The organism is Mesorhizobium sp. LSJC269B00, from assembly GCF_000502815.1.
In the GTDB taxonomy this organism is placed as follows: Bacteria; Pseudomonadota; Alphaproteobacteria; order Rhizobiales; family Rhizobiaceae; genus Mesorhizobium.
In genome coordinates this window covers 42569-56776 of the sequence record NZ_AYVN01000018.1, presented here as the reverse complement: position 1 = coordinate 56776, position 14208 = coordinate 42569, and the positions used below count along the sequence as shown (strand labels likewise).

The following is a 14208-nucleotide window of genomic DNA, read 5'->3' as shown; positions in this document are numbered from 1 at the left end:
GTACTGCTCGCAAGCCTTGGCGGCCTTCGCCTCCTGAGTTGAGATCAGTGCTCTCGTTGCCAAGCAAGTCGGCTCCCGATGAGGGAGTTGCTCCGCCGATCGCTATGCGGCCGGCAGACGGCGGAGCATTGCCACCAGCCCGCGGCTTTAGAGGAAGAGGTTCCCATGACCAGACTTACCCCCGTAGAGCAGATCATCCCGGATGCCGATATTGTCCCGCTTACCGGACGCGTCGGCGCAGAGATCAGGAACATTCGGCTCTCCGGCGACCTGCCGCAGCAGACGGTCGCGGCGATCAACCAGATCCTGTTGCGGCACAAGGTGGTGTTCTTCCGCGACCAGGCGCATCTCGACGATGCCGAGCAGGAGCGCTTTGCCCAGCGTCTCGGCGACCTCGTCCCGCATCCGACCCAAGGTCCCGTCAAGGGAACGGCGTCCATTCTCGAACTCGATTCCAGCCGTGGCGGCGGTCGCGCCGACCAATGGCATACCGATGTCACCTTCGTCGACGCCTATCCGAAATTCTCCGTTCTTCGCGGCGTCGTCATACCGCCGGCCGGCGGCGACACCATCTGGTCGAACACCGCGGCCGCCTATCAGGACCTGCCCGAGCCGTTGAAGCTGCTGGCCGACAATCTCTGGGCGGTGCACAGCAACGCCTATGATTACGCCGCGGTGCGGCCGCGTGCGAGCGCCGCGGAAAAGAAGCACTTCGAGGAAATCTTCACCTCGACGATCTACGAGACCGAGCATCCCGTTGTCCGCGTCCATCCCGAAACAGGCGAGCGCTCGCTGCTGCTCGGCAATTTCGTGCAACGGCTGATCGGTCTTTCCAAAAGCGATTCGGCGAAGCTCTACGAGGTGTTCCAGTCCTATGTCACGGCGCCGGAGAACACCGTGCGCTGGCGCTGGAAGGCCGGCGATGTGGCGATCTGGGATAACCGCGCGACGCAGCACTACGCCGTCAACGATTACGGCGACCAGCACCGGGTGGTGCGTCGCGCCACGGTCGACGGCGACATTCCGGTCAGCGTCGACGGCCGCCGCAGCGCCACCCGCACCAAGGTCGCGAAGCCGGCAGCCGACAAGGCGGCATGAGGCGCGGTCGAACGCGAAGGCCGCTGTTCAGGCGGCCTTCTTCATCCCCGCCAGCGTCTCTGCAACCACCTCACCAAACGACGACGGCGTCGGCACGATGATCACCCCGGCGTCCTTGAGGATCTCCACCTTTTCCTGCGCCGACTCGCCGAAGGCCGAGATGATGGCGCCGGCGTGGCCCATGCGGCGGCCTTTGGGGGCGGAGAGGCCGGCGATGTAGGCGATCAGGGGCTTGCGCATATTATCGCGCGCCCAGATCGCGGCTTCGGCTTCCTGCGGTCCGCCGATCTCGCCGATCATCACCACCGCGTCGGTGTCGTCATCCTGTTCGAACAGTTTCAGCATGTCCTTGAAGGACGAGCCGTTGATCGGGTCGCCGCCAATGCCGACGCTGGTCGAGACGCCGATGCCGAGCGACTTCATCTGCGACGCCGCCTCGTAGCCCAGGGTTCCGGAGCGGCCGACAATGCCGACGCGGCCAGGCAGATAGATGCTGCCGCGCATGATGCCCATCAGCGCCTGTCCGGGCGTGATGACGCCGGCGCAGTTCGGGCCGATCAGCCGCATGCGGTCCTCGTAGCGGTAGCGCAGCATGTAGCGCTTGACCTGCATCATGTCCTGCGACGGGATGCCGTCGGTGATGCAGACGCAGAGTTTTATGCCGGCGTCGGCCGCTTCCATGATGGAATCGGCGGCAAAGGGCGGCGGCACGAAGACGATGCTGGCCTCGGCGCGGGTCTCGCGCACCGCGCCCTTGACCGTGTTGAAGACAGGCAGGCCGAGATGCTTCTGGCCGCCTTTGCCGGGGGTGACGCCGCCGACCAGCTTGGTGCCATAGCGTTTCATGTCGTCGGCATGGAAGCTGCCGATCTTGCCGGTGAACCCCTGGACGATGACGCGGGTGCTGCGGTTGAGCAGGATTGCCATTTTCTCGACCTCCCTCAGGCTGCTTTTTTCTTGGTGGCCGCGCGCCATGCGGCGACGGCTTTTTCGGCGGCTTCTGCAAGCGTGCCGGCAACGATCACCGCCTCGCCGGAATCAGCCAGGATGCGGCGGCCTTCCTCGGCCCTGGTGCCGGAGAGACGGACCACCAGCGGCACGTTGACGCCGACCTCGCGGATCGCCTTGATGACGCCTTCGGCGACCCAGTCGCAGCGGTTGATGCCGGCGAAGATGTTGACCAGGATGGTCTCGACATTCTTGTCGCCGAGCACGGCGCGGAAGGATTTCGCCACCCGCTCCGGCGAGGCGCCGCCACCGATGTCGAGGAAGTTGGCCGGTTCGCCGCCGGCGATCTTGATCATGTCCATGGTCGCCATGGCGAGCCCTGCGCCATTGATGATGCAGCCGATGTTGCCGTCGAGGCCGACATAGGAGAGGCCACGGTCGCTGGCAAAAGTTTCGCGCGGATCTTCCTGGCTTTTGTCGCGCAGCTCGGAGATTTCCGGCCGGCGGAACAACGCGTTCTCGTCGAACGACATTTTGGCGTCGAGCGCGATCAGATTGCCGTCGCGGGTCACCACCAGCGGATTGATCTCCAGCATCGAGGCGTCGTAGTCGCGGAACACCTGATAGCAGGCGAAGATGGTTTCGGTCGCCTTGCCGATCAGATTGTGGTCGAGGCCGAGCCCGAAGGCGATCTCGCGCGCCTGGAAACGCTGCATGCCGACGCCGGGATCGACCGATGTGCGCAGGATGGAGTTCGGTGCCTTCTCGACGATGTCCTCGATCTCCATGCCGCCGGCAGCGGACGCCACGATCATGACGCGCTCTTCCTTGCGGTCGAGCACGAAGCCGACATAGAGCTCCTGCGCGATATCGACGGCTTCCTCGAGATACAGGCGCGAAATCAGCTTGCCGCGCGGGTCGGTCTGCTGTGTCACCAGCTTGCGGCCGAGCATGCCCTCGGCCGCGCTGGAAATCTCCTCGTCATTGGCGCACAGTTTGATGCCGCCGGCCTTGCCGCGGGCGCCGGAATGCACCTGCGCCTTCAGCACCCATTTGGCGCCGCCGATCTCGCGGGCCCTGTAGGTCGCCTGCTCGGGGCTGTAGGCCAGCCCGCCGCGCGGCACATGCACGCCGTGGCGTGCCAGCAGTTCCTTGGCCTGATATTCGTGGATGTCCATTTTGTCCTCCCTGAACAGTCAATGCGTGGCGACGCGCGGCTCGCTAGAGAATTGGCTGGCCCGTTCGATTGCCTCGTTGACCACCAGAACATTGCGCGCCATGCGTTCCGACGCTGCGTCGATCATCTTGCCGTCGAGTGCGGCCGCTCCCTTGCCCTGCGCCTCCGCCTCCTTCAGCACTTCGAGGATGCGCCGGGCGCGGGTGACCTCTTTTTCCGGTGGAGAGAAGACGTCGTTGGCAAGCGCGATCTGCGAGGGGTGGATCGCCCACTTGCCTTCGATGCCCAGCGCCGCCGCGCGCCTGGCGCCAGCGATGTAGCCCTCCGGATCGGAGAAGTCGCCGAACGGCCCGTCAATGGCGCGCAAGCCATAGGCGCGGCAGGCGACGGTCATGCGCGACAGAGCGAAATGCCACTGATCGCCGGGATAGTCGGGGTTGAGGCCGCCAATGTTGACCGTGCGCGCCTTGCAGCTTGCCGCATAGTCGGCGACGCCGAAATGCATGGCTTCCAGCCGGCCGGGTGTCGCGGCAATCGCCTCGACATTGGCCATGCCGAGCGCGGTCTCGATCAGCGCTTCGAGGCCGACGCGGGTCTTGAAACCTTTGGCCATTTCGATCTGGTTGACCATGGCCTCGACCATGTAGAGGTCGGCCGGCACGCCGACTTTCGGCACCAGGATCGTGTCCAGCCTGTCGCCTGCCTGTTCCATGACGTCGACCACGTCGCGGTACATGTAATGGGTGTCGAGGCCGTTGATGCGCACCGAGACGGTCTTGCCCTTGGCGCGCCAGTCGATGTCGTTCAGCGCCTGGATGATGTTCCTGCGGGCGCGTTCCTTGTCGGGTGGGGCGACCGCATCCTCGATGTCGAGGAAGATGAAGTCGGCGGCGCTGTTGGCGGCCTTGTCGATCATCTCCGGGCTGGAGCCCGGAACGGCCAGCTCGCTGCGCTGCAGCCGCAGTTTTTTCAGATGGTTGATGGTGTGGCTCATCGTCGGCTCCCCTCAAGCGGCTTCGGCGACCGGCACGGCGGCCGAGGCGCGGAAGTGCTGGATGGCGGCGCCGACGCCGGAGCCGGGCGCCAGCCGTACGCCGCAGTCGAGCAGCGCCATTTCGGCGGCCGAGAGCGAGGCCAGCACCATCACCTCGTTCAGCCAGCCGAGATGGCCGATGCGGAAGACCTTGCCGATCACCTTGCTGAGGCCGCCGCCGAGCGCGGTCTGGTATTTCTGGTAGGCGCGCTTGACCACATCGCCGCTGTCGACGCCGTCCGGCACCAGGATGGCGCTGACCGTATCGGAGTGCCATTTCGGCGCCTTGGCGCAGAGCTTCAGGCCCCAGGCGTCGACCGCCTTGCGCACGCCTTCGGCGAGACGATGGTGGCGGGCGAAGATGTTTTCCAGCCCTTCCTCGGCGATCAGGTCGAGCGAGGCGCGCAGACCGCGCAGCAGCTGTGTAGCCGGCGTATAAGGGAAGTAGCCGGCATCGTTGGCGCGGATCATGTCCTCGAAGGAGAAGAAGCAGCGGCGGTGCGTGGCGCTCCGCGAGGCCACCAGCGCCTTCTTGCTGACGGAGAGGAAACCGAGGCCGGCGGGCAGCATGAAACCCTTCTGCGAGCCGCTGACGGCGCAATCGACGCCCCATTCCTCCTGGCGGAAGTCGATCGAGCCGATCGACGAGACGCCGTCGACGAAGAGCAAAGCAGGGTGGTTGGCGTCGTCGAGCGCGGCGCGGCAGCCGGCGACGTCGCTGGTCACGCCGGTCGCCGTCTCGTTCTGCGTGCAGAAGATTGCCTTGATGCGATGCGCCTTGTCGTCGCTGAGCCGCTCGGCATAGAGCTCGAGCGGCACGCCGGTCCCCCAGTCGCAATCGATGACATCGACCTCGAAGCCGAGGCGCTCGGCCATGTCGACCCACAGATGCGAGAACTGTCCGAAGCGCGACATCAGCACGCGGTCACCGGGGCTGAGCACATTGGTCATCGCCGCTTCCCAGGCGCCGGTGCCGGAGGAGGGATAGATGAAGACGCGGCCGGTCTCGTTCTTGAACACCGTCTTGATGTCTTCGAACAGCGGTAGCGTGAGATCGGGGAAGGATGCTGCACGCATGTCTTCCATCGGCAGGTTCATCGCCTGCCGGACCTGTTCGGGGATGTTGGTCGGTCCGGGAATGAAAAGATGGGTGAAACCGGCCATGTCGCGAACTCCTCCTGATCCAGCAAAGCGGTGAGGGGAGTTTCGTCTCGACGGCTAATGGCAACAACACCTCAAGGGGTAACATCTTGCCGCGCGCGGGTGGGGGTTGCCTACCCGGGTGACCTACCCGCGGCCAGTCGCTCGCCTACCCCAACGGCTGCTTCTGGGTACGCCTCTCCCGCGCGTAGAGCGCGACTGCCATCGCCCGGTTGCGGACGTCGAGCTTGTCGTAGAGATTCTTGAGGTGGTATTTCACCGTGTTCTCCGAAATCCCGGTGCGCGTCGCGATCTGCAGATTGGTCCAGCCGTCGGACAGCACCGCCAGCAGCTCGCGCTCGCGCACGGTGAGCAGCGACAAGGGTGTGTCGTTGACCTTGTTGATGTCGATGTAGGGGATGCAGATGCGGCCATGCGCGACGGCCAGGATAGTCTCGAAGATGATCGCCGGATCGTCGAACTGGAAGCAGTAGCCCTGGGCGCCGAGCCGCACGCACTGCTTCAGGATGCCGATGTCGTGGTCGTTGGAAAACACCGCGATGCGCACGCCCAGCTTGCGGCTGTGAACCTCGGCCAGCACATCGGCGCCGTCCATGTCGGAGAGCTTCCAGCCGATAACGGCGACGTCGAATTCCGCTTCGGCTGCCAATTCCAGAAAATGCCTGCCGCTTTGCACGCAGGCCCTGAGATCGAAGCGCCCGTCGCAGTCCAGCATGTCGCGCAGCGCCGATATGACGAGCGGATTGCGTTCGGCGACGACCACGCGCACGCGCCGTTCCTCGATTGCCTTCTGCGTCTGTGACCTGATCTTCAAGGGCCTCCGGCTGTTCTGGTTCCTGGCCTGGGCGGGTCCGGCAGATGGCAGGACCTGCATCATGACAATTCTGCCCTAACCGTGCTCGGGTGCTCTTTCCCCAGCGACATGCGCTGTCGCGCCGCCTGAATCCTGGGCGGCGTCATATCCTGATGAAATCGCTCTCGCCCATATGCAGGGCGGGGCGCATTTCGTTTGATATTACCGTGCGTTGCGCGCTAGACCTGACAGGCACCTTTTCCGAAATTCCCATGGCGGGAGCCGCTGGTGGAACGCCAGGACGACCACACGACCGGCGCCAAAGCCGCTGACGATGCCCACGCCGACATCTATGGCGAGGACGGCGCCGTTCTGTCATCATTCCTCGCCCAGATCGGGGCGGCGATCGCCGATCGCGATACGCTGACGCTGAAGCGCGAAGTCGACGACCTGCACCAGTCGGAACTTGGCGATCTGCTCGAGGCCCTGCACCCCGAACAGCGTCGCGCCCTTGTCGAACTGCTCGGCGCCGACTTCGACTTCTCGTCGCTGACCGAGGTCGACGAGGCGATCCGCCGCGATATCGTCGACAATATGCCCAATGAGCAAATTGCCCAGGGCATGCAGGACCTCGATTCCGACGACGCGGTCTACATTCTCGAAGACCTTGAAAAGGAAGACCAGGACGAGATCCTGTCGCAGCTGCCGTTCACCGAGCGGATCAGGCTGCGCCGCTCGCTCGACTACCCGGAAGAGACCGCCGGTCGCCGCATGCAGACCGAATTTGTCGCCGTGCCGCCGTTCTGGACCATAGGCCAGACCATCGACTACATGCGCGAAGACAAGAACCTGCCCGAGCGCTTCAGCCAGATCTTCGTCATCGATCCAAGCTTCAAGTTGCTCGGCGCCATCGACCTCGACCAGATCCTGCGCACCAAGCGCACGACCAAGGTCGGAGACGTGATGCACGAGACGAGGCACGCCATTCCGGCAACCATGGACCAGGAAGAGGCGGCGCGGGACTTCGAGCAATACGATCTTCTGTCCGCCGCCGTCGTCGACGAGAACGAGCGGCTGGTCGGCGTGCTGACCATCGACGACGTCGTCGACGTCATCCAGCAGGAGGCCGAGGAAGATCTGCTGCGCATGGGCGGCGTCGGCGACGAAGAGCTGTCCGACAGCATTCTTTCGACCTCGCGCTCGCGCGTTCCCTGGCTGCTGGTCAACCTGTTGACGGCCTTCCTGGCGGCATCGGTGATCGGCCTGTTCGACCGCACCATCGAGCATATTGTGGCACTGGCCGTGCTGATGCCGATCGTGGCCGGCATGGGCGGCAATGCCGGCTCGCAGACCATGACCGTCACGGTGCGCGCGCTGGCGACCAGGGATCTCGACATCTACAATGCCGGCCGCATCATCCGCCGCGAAATGGGCGTGGGTTCCATCAACGGCATCATCTTCGCCGTGCTGATCGGCATCGTCGCGGCCGTCTGGTTCCGCGATGCCAATCTGGGCGGCATCATAGCGGCGGCGATGATCATCAATATGTTCGTGGCAGCCCTTGCCGGTATCCTGATCCCGCTATTGCTCGACCGGTTCAAGATCGACCCGGCGGTGGCGTCGGCGGTTTTCGTCACCACCGTCACCGACGTCGTTGGCTTCTTTGCCTTCCTCGGGCTGGCCACCTGGTGGTTCGCTATCCCTTGAGAAAGAGGCGTTGCGGGTTCAATTGACTTTTACGTAAATGTGGTGCGAGGCTTGCGCGGGGTTCCATGCCGAGTCCGGCTTGGAACGGGGTTGATCGGAATGCGTTGGAAATCCCGGGCGACCGGCCTTTTCCGATGTTCCGACATTTGGAGCAAAGATGCGGGAATATTATTCGATCACCGAACTGACCCGCGAATTCGACGTGTCGACGCGGACGCTGCGCTTCTACGAGGATGAGGGGCTGGTGCAACCGGTGCGGCGTGGCCGCACAAGGCTGTTTCGTCCGTCGGACCGGCATCTGATCCGTCAGATCATGCGCGGGAAACGGCTCGGCTTCTCGATCAACGAGATCCGCGAAATCATCCAGATGTATAAGGAACCGCCCGGCGAGGTCGGTCAACTCAAGCTGATGATCAAGCGCATCGAGGAAAAGCGCGAGGATCTCAGGCAGAAGCGCCGCGATCTCGAGGAGACGCTGGCGGAGCTCGACCAGGCTGAGGAGTCTTGCGTCGAGCGGCTGGTGGAGCTGGGGGTTAATACCTGAGCGGACCGTCGAGCGTTTGCGCGCCCGTCGCAAACGTTCGCGATTAGCGGAGGCCTTCCACACTTCGTCATTCTAGGGCGAAGCAGGAGCGAAGCTCCGTCGCGGAGACCCTAGAATCCATTCCGTGACATCGGTCGTGGAGTGCAGCGGTAGCGAATTCTGGACCATAGCAACGCTCTGGAGTCGCGGCATGGATCCTCGGGTCTGTGCTGCGTCGCTACGCTCCTTGCTCCGCCCGTGGATGACGAAGAGATGGGCGTTCGGCTAGTCGCCAAGGCATGCGAACCCTGCCAGCGATCACACCCGCCTCAAATCCACCGGCGCACCCGCTTCGCATAGTCGCGGTACTTCTTGCCGAATTTGGCGAACAGCACCTTCTCCTCGCTCTCGATGGCGACCTTCTGCGTTGCAAATGCCGCGATCAAAGCCAGCGGCAGGAACCATACGATCCCCGAGACGAAGGCAACGCCGATCAAAAGCAGCGTGTTGGCCAGATACATCGGGTTGCGCGTGACGCCGAACGGGCCCGACGTCACCAGATGCTCCGGCACGCCATTGGGGTTCATCGTCGTTTTGGCCCGGATCATGGTGCGGATAGCGGTGAACCAGAGGGCTGCGACGGCAAACAGCACCACAAAGCCGGCGGCAAACAAAAGGTCGCCCAAGAGGTCGCCGATCCAGGGCAGGGGATAGAACAGGCCGAGCGCGATGCTGATGGCAATGGCGGCGATGTAGATCAGCGGCGGCCATGGGGTCAGCCGTGGTCTCGGTAGATCGGGTTTTGCCAGCCCGGGTTTTGTGAGCTTGTCGGTCATTGTTGCCCTCCCTGCTTCATCGGACTCTCCTCCGTCCTTGCGGTGCAGATGCCGGCGAGTTCACCGAGATGCGCTTTGAACTCCGGGGTCTGGTCACCATTGTAGAGCCGGTCGAATGCCGCTTCGCTTTGCAGCGTGTCCAGCATGCACACACAATAGCTGGTGCAGAACTCCGTGTCGCGCTGCTGTTCGCAAGATACCTGGCATTCCTTGAGGAAGATCACTTCCCTTGTTTCGACGGGCGCCGGCGCAATCTGCGAGAACAGCCAGACGCAGCCGAACAGCAGCGGCTGGTGGATCAGGTAGAAAGCCAGGCTGTGGCGGCCGATGAAGGTGAGCGGCCTGGTCCAGCTTCCTGATCCCAGCGTGGCCAGCCGCGCCAGCAGGCCAGTGGTGGACGCAAACCTTGCCGCGGCGATGCCGAGAAGCACGGCGCCGAACCAGGGAAACAGCGGCACGTAATCGTTGGAGCGCGGGTTGATCGCCGACAGGCCGACCCACCAAAGCGCCGGATGATCGAAGGCTTCAGATCGGAGATAGAGGGGGACTGCGATCACCACCGCCGCCACGACCAGCGTCAGCCAGGAAGGCAGCCGCAGAAACAAAAGGCCGAGCAGGCTGGCCAGCGCGATCTGATGCAGGATGCCGAAGAAGATGAAGCTGTCCGGCGTGATGAAGTACGTGACCGCCGATATAGCGGCGGCCGCGACGGCGACCATGGCAAAACGTTTCCAGAAGCCGGTCCAGCGGATCTGCCTGCCATGAGCGAGAAACAGGCTGACGCCGACCAGGAACAGGAAGGTCGAGGCGATGCAGCGCGCATAGATCTTCCACCAACCGACGGCGGTGAGGCCGGGGTCGGTGTAGTGGAAATTTTCGAGATCCCAAGTGAAGTGGTAGCTCGCCATGGCGATCAGCGCGATGCCGCGTGCGACATCGATGGCGACGATGCGCTTCGGTTTATCTCGCTTCAGTTGATCTCCAGGGGGTGCGGTATGGATGCTCATGGTCTCGCGATCTGATTCAGCCCCAAAGACGACTATCACGGTTGCACCGGACAAAAGAAGGCCGCCCTCTACGCTCCGGGTCGCGCCGTGCGGCTGCATCGGGCGGCGCTTTAGGCCAGAGCCGGAAAGCCTTTGGCCGAATTCGCTTTTTGCCGGGAAGGGGTCGGTTTCCTATTACCGGCGGAGGAAGCGCCAGCGCAGATTTGGGCTGCGAGTCTGATTTGGGGATCAAATGTCCACCCATGTGCGCCATCCGATCTGGCTTCCGGCCCTGCGTCCGGCGGATGCGCGCACCTTTGCCTCGCTCTATGCGGTCGAATCCTTCGCCCGCGCCACGGTATCGAGCGTCATCCCGATCCAGGCCTATGAGATTCTGCACAACGAGCAGATCGTCTCGATCCTATACACCATCGTGGCGCTGCTCGGCCTGTCGGTGACCTTGTTCATGCCGATCTTGATCCGCAGGTTTGCCCGGCGCTGGGTCTATACCGCCGGCGCCTGCCTGCTGGCGATGGGCTCGCTGTTCTTCGTCACCCACACGCTTGCCGGGCAACTGGCAGGCATGCTGTGCCGCGTCATGGGGGCGAGCGCGCTGTCGATCACGCTCAACCTCTACATCATGGATCACATCCGCAAGACCGATTTCATGCAGGCCGAATCGCTGCGCATGGCGTGGTCGATGCTTGCCTGGACCGGCGGGCCGACACTCGGCATCTTCCTCTACACACGCTACGGCATCTATGCCGCGCATGGCGCGGTCGCGGTGTTTGCGTTGGCGTTGCTGGCGCTGTTCTGGGCCTACAGGCTGGGCGACAACCGGTCGATCCGGCCGGGCAAGACACGGCCGGCCAATCCGCTGGCCAATATCGGCCGCTTCGTAGCACAACCCAGGCTCAGGCTGGCCTGGCTGATCGCCTTCGGCCGCTCCTGCTTCTGGACGACGTTCTTCGTCTACGGGCCGCTGTTCATGGTGATTACCGGCGAGGGCAAGCTTGCCGGCGGCCTGCTGGTTTCGGCCGGCAATGCGCTGTTGTTCATGGCGATCTTCTGGGGCAAAGCGGGAAAACGCTTCGGCGGCCGGCGCACCATGACCTTCGCCTATTTCGCGATGTCGGCGACGCTGCTTGCGGCGGGCGCGGTCGGCACTACCGCGCCGCTGCTTACGGGCTTTTTCCTGCTCTGCGGCGCCTTCTTCACCATCGCGCTCGATGCACTGGGCTCGACCGCCTTCATGCGCTCGGTGCGGTCCTATGAGCGGGCGCAGATGGCCGCGGTCTACCGCACCTATCTCGACTTTTCCGAACTGACGCCGCCGCTGGTTTATTCGGTGATGCTGGCGTTTTTCGGCCTCGGCTCGGTGTTCGTGACGCTGGGCATTCTGGCCGCGGTTTGCGGCTTTATCACCTGGCGCTATCTGCCGAAGTCGCTTTAGTCGCCGATCAGGCGGTTGCCTCAAGTGCAGCATGCCGCTCGCGCACCCAGTTGTGGAAGCGGTGCAGATCATACTCCTCCGGCATCAGCACGCCGGCCCGGTGCCGCATCGAGCGCAGGCCTTTCTGGTTGATCTCGCAGATCGCGGCATCCTCCTCCAGCACCTGGGTGCCGAAGGCGACGACATTGTCGACGTCGGTCTCAGCCAGCGCCTCGGGCGCGAACAGCCATTCGGCGGTCAGCTCGGTCTGCTCCGGGCCGAGCGGCACCAGCCGCACCGTTCTGATATAGTCGACATGGCCAACGATGAACATCGAGGGCAGGTTGGTGGCATAGGTCTGTCCGGCCGCGCGCTCGGCCGCCGTCAGACCCGGGAAGACCGGGCCATGGGCATGTCCGTCGCGCGACCAGGTCTCGGCGCCGGCGCGCAGGCCACCCGAAAACTCCGGCGCGTCATTGTCGGCATGGCGGACCCAGTCGGGGTCGTCGTGCCGGCTCATCAGGCCGCGGCCGTATATCGGCACCAGCCGAGACAGGTCCTTGTGGACGCCCGGGCAATGCAGGCACTCGTTGAAGTTTTCCCAGAAGATCTTCCAGTTGCAGTTCATCACCTTGCGCAGGACATGGCCTGATACCGGCGTTTCCAGCGGCCAGTTGGCGAGGTCGCCGGATGCGGGATCGAAGGAGGTCCCGGCGGAGCCGGCCGCAGCCTGCTGAAGGTTCACAAAGACAAAGCCGCGCCACACCGACAGCGCCACCCGGTAGAGCGGATGATCTGCCTTGTCGAAACCATCTGGCAGCGATTTCGAGGGAACGCGCACGAGATCGCCGCGCAGCGAGTAGGACCAGGCGTGGTAGGGGCACGTGATGAGCCGCGCTTTCAGCCGGCCCTCGCTTTTCTGGCAAAGCTGCGAGCCGCGATGCCGGCAAGTGTTGTGGAAGGCGCGCAACTCGCCGGTCTCGTCCCGCAGAATGACGATTTCCTGCGTGCCGACGCGGAATGTCCTGAATGCCAAAGGCTGGGCAAGATCGGCCTCGCGGCAGACGAGCAGCCAGCTTTTGTACCAGATGGCGTCGAGATCGCGCTGGTAAGCCTCGCTATCCCAATAGGCCGATGACGGTAGCGTCGGTTCGGCCCGGCTCAGGCCGTTATAGGGGTCGCGCTCGCTCGGGTTGGGATGCATGGCTGGCTTCCTATGAAGCGTCAGCCGACACCCCGGCAGATAGTTTGTCAATCAGAGTGCCGCATTGCCGGTTGCAGGCGCGGCGCATAATCATGTCGTGGACATGGGACATTCGGAAATTGGGGGGATTCGGAAATTGGCCGCACGACAGATGTCGCTTACGCCGGAGCTGGTCGCACGCTGCTGGCGCGAGATCAGGGACCCCGGGCCGGATCCGGACGCGATGCATCTCGATGACGCCGACTATGACGCGCTGCTGGATGAATTGCAGGTCGAACTCCCGGATAGCGAACCGCTATGGCTGTTCGGCTATGGATCGCTGATCTGGAAACCGGAAATAGATTATGTCGAGGACCGCGTTGCGCTGGCGCGCGGCTGGCATCGGTCCTTTTGCATGAACATGACGCGCTGGCGCGGCACCAAGGACAGCCCCGGCCTGATGATGGCGCTGGACCGTGGCGGACAATGCAAGGGCGTCGCCTTCCGGCTGACCGAAAGTAACCGGCGCGGGCAGTTGGGCCGGCTTTTCCGGCGCGAAGTCACGCTGAAGCCGACAAGCTACCGGCCGCGCATGCTGAAGCTTGCAAGCGAGGCCGGACCGCTCAGGGCATTGGCCTTCGTCATCAACCGCAACGGCCTGACCTATTCAGGGCCGCTCGACGAGGGCAAGGTCGTCGAAAGGCTGGCAACGTCCTGCGGGCACTGGGGGTCGGGCGCCGACTATCTCTACAACACGGTGAAAAACCTTGAAGAGCGCGGCATTCACGATCGCCATCTGTGGCGGCTGCAGCGGCTGGTTGCCGAGCGGATCACCGCGTTGAACCCGTAACGCCGCATGGCGCATTCGCGCTGTTGGCCGGCGGAATTTGGTTTGCCGGATGCGGCCGTTTCAGCCTATAGTCATGCATGTCGTCGGTTCCGTTAGGGACCAAGAGGGAATGCGGTGAGGGCTGACTTGTTGCCCAATGCCGTGGCTGCCCCCGCAACTGTGTGCGGTAGTCCTCTCCAAGCCACTGAGGATTTTTTCCTCGGGAAGGTGGGGAAGGGCGCTGATCCGCGAGCCAGGAGACCTGCCGGCGACAGGGAACTGACTTCGATGCCCTCGGGTGGAGGGCGAAAGGACAAGATATGAATACCGCTTTCGTCTCCCTCGGCGCTTCCGTCTCCTCGCAGTCGCGCTTCATGCAGCTCGTGCTTAGCGCGTTTCTGGGCATTTTCGTCGTCGGCGTTGTCGGTTTCTCGCATATCGATGCGGTCCACAATGCGGCGCACGACTATCGCCATTCGATGGCGTTTCCCTGCCACTGACG

The 14208-nt window shown here is 63.6% G+C and carries 14 protein-coding genes and 1 riboswitch; of the genes, 6 read left to right on the top strand and 8 right to left on the bottom strand.

Features of this window, described 5'->3' with window-relative positions; all coding sequences use genetic code 11:
• The first annotated feature begins 165 nt into the window (after positions 1 to 165).
• Positions 166 to 1098, top strand: a complete 933-nt coding sequence (locus X771_RS137620) for a TauD/TfdA family dioxygenase (RefSeq protein WP_023685215.1) — start codon at positions 166 to 168, stop codon at positions 1096 to 1098.
• Between the two features lie 27 nt (positions 1099 to 1125).
• On the opposite strand, the gene sucD is transcribed toward X771_RS137620, so the two are convergent.
• The 5 genes from sucD to X771_RS137645 form a co-directional block, all read right to left on the bottom strand.
• Positions 1126 to 2025: a succinate--CoA ligase subunit alpha gene (gene sucD, locus X771_RS137625; RefSeq protein ID WP_023690296.1), complete on the bottom strand. Its 900-nt coding sequence runs from the start codon at positions 2023 to 2025 to the stop codon at positions 1126 to 1128.
• A 14-nt stretch (positions 2026 to 2039) separates the two neighbouring features.
• Positions 2040 to 3224 carry a malate--CoA ligase subunit beta gene (locus X771_RS137630; protein WP_023690295.1) on the bottom strand — a complete coding sequence of 395 codons (1185 nt, stop codon included), beginning with the start codon at positions 3222 to 3224 and terminating at the stop codon, positions 2040 to 2042.
• An 18-nt stretch (positions 3225 to 3242) separates the two neighbouring features.
• On the bottom strand, positions 3243 to 4217 hold the full coding sequence (locus X771_RS137635; protein ID WP_023690294.1) for a CoA ester lyase: 975 nt from the start codon (positions 4215 to 4217) through the stop codon (positions 3243 to 3245).
• A 12-nt stretch (positions 4218 to 4229) separates the two neighbouring features.
• Entirely contained in the window at positions 4230 to 5420 is a 1191-nt protein-coding gene (locus X771_RS137640) for an aminotransferase class V-fold PLP-dependent enzyme (RefSeq protein ID WP_023690293.1), read from the bottom strand.
• Positions 5421 to 5565: 145 nt separating this feature from the next.
• A complete protein-coding gene (locus X771_RS137645; RefSeq protein ID WP_031203282.1) occupies positions 5566 to 6186 on the bottom strand; it encodes a response regulator transcription factor in 621 nt (206 codons plus the stop codon).
• Positions 6187 to 6498: 312 nt separating this feature from the next.
• Between X771_RS137645 and mgtE the strand changes: the two genes are divergently transcribed.
• A complete protein-coding gene (mgtE, locus tag X771_RS137650) occupies positions 6499 to 7917 on the top strand; it encodes a magnesium transporter (protein WP_023670790.1) in 1419 nt (472 codons plus the stop codon).
• Positions 7918 to 8074: 157 nt separating this feature from the next.
• A complete protein-coding gene (locus tag X771_RS137655; RefSeq protein ID WP_006203215.1) occupies positions 8075 to 8461 on the top strand; it encodes a MerR family DNA-binding transcriptional regulator in 387 nt (128 codons plus the stop codon).
• A gap of 308 nt (positions 8462 to 8769) precedes the next feature.
• Here the strand turns inward: X771_RS137655 and X771_RS137660 are convergent, their stop codons facing one another.
• Positions 8770 to 9276, bottom strand: a complete 507-nt coding sequence (locus X771_RS137660) for an isoprenylcysteine carboxylmethyltransferase family protein (RefSeq protein ID WP_031203236.1) — start codon at positions 9274 to 9276, stop codon at positions 8770 to 8772.
• A complete protein-coding gene (locus X771_RS137665; RefSeq protein ID WP_023690290.1) occupies positions 9273 to 10283 on the bottom strand; it encodes a DUF1624 domain-containing protein in 1011 nt (336 codons plus the stop codon). Before X771_RS137665 ends, X771_RS137660 begins: the two co-directional genes overlap by 4 nt.
• A 232-nt stretch (positions 10284 to 10515) precedes the next feature.
• On the opposite strand from X771_RS137665, the gene X771_RS137670 reads away from it, so the two are divergent.
• Positions 10516 to 11715 (top strand): MFS transporter, encoded by a 1200-nt coding sequence (locus X771_RS137670; protein ID WP_023690289.1) that lies wholly within the window; start codon positions 10516 to 10518, stop codon positions 11713 to 11715.
• A 7-nt stretch (positions 11716 to 11722) separates the two neighbouring features.
• Here X771_RS137670 and X771_RS137675 read toward each other — a convergent pair whose 3' ends face one another.
• Positions 11723 to 12898, bottom strand: a complete 1176-nt coding sequence (locus X771_RS137675; protein WP_023690288.1) for an aromatic ring-hydroxylating dioxygenase subunit alpha — start codon at positions 12896 to 12898, stop codon at positions 11723 to 11725.
• A 136-nt stretch (positions 12899 to 13034) separates the two neighbouring features.
• Here X771_RS137675 and X771_RS137680 point away from each other — a divergent pair, with 136 nt between their 5' ends.
• Both X771_RS137680 and X771_RS137685 read left to right on the top strand, forming a co-directional pair.
• The gene (locus X771_RS137680) at positions 13035 to 13727 is read left to right on the top strand and encodes a gamma-glutamylcyclotransferase (protein WP_031203234.1); all 693 of its coding nucleotides are present in this window, start codon (positions 13035 to 13037) and stop codon (positions 13725 to 13727) included.
• Between the two features lie 67 nt (positions 13728 to 13794).
• A riboswitch (cobalamin riboswitch) is annotated at positions 13795 to 13991 on the top strand.
• A 35-nt stretch (positions 13992 to 14026) separates the two neighbouring features.
• Positions 14027 to 14206: a CbtB domain-containing protein gene (locus X771_RS137685; RefSeq protein ID WP_023690286.1), complete on the top strand. Its 180-nt coding sequence runs from the start codon at positions 14027 to 14029 to the stop codon at positions 14204 to 14206.
• Positions 14207 to 14208 lie beyond the last annotated feature (2 nt).